The following is a 3,947-nucleotide window of genomic DNA, read 5'->3' as shown; positions in this document are numbered from 1 at the left end:
GATCATCGTCCTCGTCTTCGACGCGGCGACGCTTCTCGCGCTTGGCTCCGCCTTTGGACTTGTTGAACATGTCACCGAACATATCCCCCAGTGTCAGGCCACCAAACTGATCGGAGCGCATGTACTGGCGATAGTCACCACCACCGCCGCCGCCACCGGTCATACCGCCCTCATCGTCATCACGACCGCGCTTCTTGCGCTTCTTAGGTGCGGTACCATCGGTGATCGGACCAGCAGCCACACGCGGCTCGGGCTCCGCTTCGCGGGTCGTCATGGCACGCAGAGAGAGAGTCAGGCGGCGCTCGTCGGGGCGGACATCCACCACTTTGACTTGCACCATCTGGCCTGCCTCAACGACATCCGATGCCCGTGCCACACGACGATGCGAGAGCTCGCTGTTGGGAATAATTCCCTCAATGCCACCCTCAAGCAAGACAAACGCGCCGAAGGGAACGGGCCGTGTAACCTCGCCCTCAACCACGTCGCCTGTCCGGTACTTCTCGGCCACGCTCTCCCAAGGATCGGGAAGAATCTGGCGCATTCCGAGGCTAACGCGGCCTTCGTTGGAGCCGAGGCGCAGGATCTTCACCTGAACTTCTTGTCCCACTTTAACCACATCGGAGGGGTGCTTAACACGGGTCCAGCTCATCTCGGAGACGTGCAGGAGACCATCAATACCACCCAAGTCCACAAACGCACCGTAGTCAGTGACGCGGCGGATGATACCCGCGCGAACTTGACCTTCTTCCAGGTTAGAGAGCGTATCTAGCTTCTGCTTCTCGCGCTCTTGCTCGGTGGCAATGCGGTTGGAGAGGACGACTTTACGTGCGCCCCGATCCACTTCCAACACCTTGAGTGGGACTTCGGTTCCCACGAACTTATCCAGATTCTTGAGCTTGCCATTGCCGACATGGGAAGCGGGCACGAAGCCGCGGATCCCCAAGTCAACCACGAGCCCGCCCTTGACGCGCTCGCTGACCTTCGCCATGACGATCTCGCCAGACTTCAGGCACTCTTGGACACGGTCCCAAGCCTTCTCGAAGTCAGCACGCTTCTTGGAGAGGTGAAGAACACCGTTCTTATCCTCATCCAGGACCACAACGAGAATCTCGCTCCCCACGGGGAACTCTTCTTCCATGTTTGCGATCGGCTCACGCGAGATCTCATTAGGACGAATAAGTCCCTCTGACTTGGTACCGACATCTACGAGAATGCCGTCCGAGTCAATGTGGACAATTGTTCCCTTAACCAACGATCCGTTTCGCAGCTCACGGGTGGAGTTTTCAAAATCTCCTCCATCACCCCCACCACCGGGAACCTCGATTTGATCGAGCGGCGGCATCTGCTCCACTTCAGTGGCATCGGTCGTGACGGTCGCAGAAACAGCTTCCTGCGTCGCGTCGTTCATATCCTCGGACATAGACTACGATAACTCCCTACAAGATGCAGCAATTACACTAGGTAGCTGCACCAGTTTTTCATGATTTCCAGTATTTTGTTATTCAGTTTTGGCATACTGGGCAGAAGGTAGTTCCCCTCCCCCCCAGCTTTATTTTTTTCAGTGGCGCGGTACAGCGCGGACAAGCCGCCCCTTCCCGGTCATAGACCTGTGGGATATAGCTTCCCACCTGACCATAGAGATCCACGTAGTCGCCCCGTGTCCCCCCCTGTGCCACCGCTTCGGTAAGTGTCTGCCAGATGCTCTCTGCCAGCCGCTCACACTCGCTCTCTGTCAGTGCCGCTGCCGCCCGTGTAGGAGCAAGCTGCGCACGAAACAGTGCTTCGTCGGCGTAGATGTTCCCCACGCCTGCGACAATCTTCTGATCCAAAAGAACCGTCTTAATAGCCACCCGCCGGGTTGAGAGTCGCCTTGCAAACTCTCTGCGATCCCAGCTAGGCCCTAACGGCTCCTCGCCAAGCTCTGGGAGTGACTCGCCTGCAACCGCAATACGACACTCTCCCCAGCCCCATATATCGTCAAAGTGTAGCGACTTGCCTTCATCTAGGCCCAACCGCAACACCCCATACCTCCCCAGCGGCTCCTCGTCCGTTTTTAGACGAAGCGCCCCACGCATATTCAGATGAAGGCAAAGAGTAAAAGAGGGAGAGGAGAAGCTATCTACCGCAAGCGGCAGGAAGAGGTATTTACCGCGCCGACTTACACCAACAATACACTTCCCGACAGCGCGATCTCGAAACTCGACCTCACTCTGGCCTTTTAGCACCTTAGGGTTGGCAATCACGACGGAGAGTATTCTCCGACCCACGGACTCTTTTTCGAGCCCTCGTCGCAGTGTCTCCACCTCCGGCAGTTCCGGCACGCCCCAATCGCCACCTTTTCTGTTTTATCTAGGCACACGTGCGCCTAGTAAAGCGGAGCTATTCTACCAACATTTCCACACCTACGTCAAGGGAAAAAGCAAAATTAGTCTCCCTTTAAATATTTCAAGACTTCTTGCGCATGACCTTCCGGTTTTACTTTGGCAAAAACACGCGCAATGGTGCCATCACTTCCCACAATAAATGTCGTCCGATCAATGCCCATGTAGGGCTTTCCGTAGTTCATTTTCTGCACCCACACCCCATACGCTTGCGAAATTTCGGTCTCCGTATCAGCAAGCAGCGGAAACGTCAGGCCAAACTTACTCACAAACTTCTCGTGCGACTTGACGCTGTCTTTAGAGATTCCCAGCACCACGACATCTAGGGCAGCGAGCTCGGCACTCAGATCACGAAATGCACAGGCTTCCACCGTGCACCCTGGGGTATCGTCTTTGGGGTAGAAAAACAATACCACGCGCTTTCCTTGTAGCGCGGAGAGCGTGATGCTCTCGTCACTGCCTGAGGCAGGGAGAGTGAAATCGGGGGCTAGCTGCCCCTCGGTTGGTCGTTCCATTATTTTTAGCTTGCGCTCCTTTTCCAGAGGATATCGGGCTGCCCGGCGCTTTGATTGGCAAACCGCGCCAGGGAAAACAAAAAATCAGAGAGGCGGTTGAGATAGCGGATCGCCTCCGGGTTGGTCTGCTCGGGCTCCGCCTCATAGAGCGTGACGACGGCTCGCTCCGACCGCCGCACCACGGTTCGGGCAAGGTGCAGCGCCGCCGCCAGAGGTGTTCCCCCCGGCAAAATAAAGCTCCGAAGCGGCTCTAGCGCAGCTTCTAAGAGATCTATCTCGCGCTCCAGCCACGCTGTCTCTTCCCCCGAAACACGGGGGACGCGGCTCTCGCCCTCGCTTCCCTTCCCTAAAGTCAAAGGCGTGGCGAGATCACCGCCCACCACAAAAAGCTCCGCCTGAAGTTTCTGGAGCCGCATGGTCTCCCCCAGCGTCGCCGCCACTCCCAGAGCGGCATTGGCTTCGTCTACGCTCCCGTAGGCCGCCACTCTCAGGCTATCTTTCCGAACCCGCTCGCCGCCATAGAGCCCCGTCTCCCCGGAGTCGCCGGTGCGTGTGTAAAGCTTCATCGCCTTGAAGTATACCCAGAAGATATTTTTATTATTTTCGATTTCTCTGTAAACCAAAGGCAGGCTTGGGTGATCTTAATAAGTGATGAGACATGACTCCCGAGCATCGTAGTATGGACTGACTGTTCTGCGGTGCTCGCTTTTTTCGAAGTGGTTTTAAGGGAGCGCATAATTTGCTGGAAGAGGAGAGATTCAAAAGCCTAGTCGCGTCTTTTGATCAGGAGCACACGCGCCTGATCCGCCTTTGTGCACGCCTGACTGGAAGCCGAGACTCCGCCGAAGACCTGGCGCAAGAGACTCTCGTCGAGGCGTGGCGCAATCGCCAGAAATGGACGGGCTACGGAAGCCCTTTTGCCTGGCTCTCCCGAATCGCGGTCAATGTCTGCTGGCGCTGGCGACGGAGCCGTGGCCGCGACTCTGAGCGCCTTACCGAGGCCCCCGAAGAGGGACTTGAGAATCTTCTTATCGCGCCAAGCTGGCAGGCG

Annotated in this window: 5 protein-coding genes; 1 reads left to right on the top strand and 4 read right to left on the bottom strand. The window is 56.8% G+C overall.

Annotated elements, in window-relative coordinates:
* The 4 genes from rpsA to AC1XOS_RS20745 all read right to left on the bottom strand — a co-directional run.
* Positions 1-1,420, bottom strand: a 1,420-nt coding sequence (rpsA, locus tag AC1XOS_RS20760) for a 30S ribosomal protein S1 (protein ID WP_481964118.1), incomplete at its 3' end; no start/stop codon positions are given.
* Between the two features lie 82 nt (positions 1,421-1,502).
* Positions 1,503-2,321, bottom strand: a complete 819-nt coding sequence (gene mutM, locus AC1XOS_RS20755) for a bifunctional DNA-formamidopyrimidine glycosylase/DNA-(apurinic or apyrimidinic site) lyase (protein ID WP_481964117.1) — start codon at positions 2,319-2,321, stop codon at positions 1,503-1,505.
* Between the two features lie 104 nt (positions 2,322-2,425).
* A complete protein-coding gene (bcp, locus tag AC1XOS_RS20750; RefSeq protein ID WP_481964116.1) occupies positions 2,426-2,896 on the bottom strand; it encodes a thioredoxin-dependent thiol peroxidase in 471 nt (156 codons plus the stop codon).
* 5 nt (positions 2,897-2,901) lie between these two features.
* A complete protein-coding gene (locus tag AC1XOS_RS20745) occupies positions 2,902-3,462 on the bottom strand; it encodes a cob(I)yrinic acid a,c-diamide adenosyltransferase (RefSeq protein WP_481964115.1) in 561 nt (186 codons plus the stop codon).
* Positions 3,463-3,635: 173 nt separating this feature from the next.
* On the opposite strand from AC1XOS_RS20745, the gene AC1XOS_RS20740 reads away from it, so the two are divergent.
* The coding region (locus AC1XOS_RS20740) for an RNA polymerase sigma factor (protein WP_481964114.1) at positions 3,636-3,947 on the top strand (312 nt) is incomplete at its 3' end.

The organism is Armatimonas sp., from assembly GCF_964826245.1.
The sequence above is the reverse complement of the archived record's forward strand: the minus strand, read 5'-3'. Positions and strand labels throughout refer to the sequence as shown.

What these genes read in the sequence shown, in the direction of transcription:
- bcp (WP_481964116.1), bottom strand. Translation starts at nt 2,896, where the DNA reads ATGGAACGACCAACCGAGGGGCAGCTAGCCCCCGATTTCACTCTCCCT.
- AC1XOS_RS20745 (WP_481964115.1), bottom strand. Translation starts at nt 3,462, where the DNA reads ATGAAGCTTTACACACGCACCGGCGACTCCGGGGAGACGGGGCTCTAT.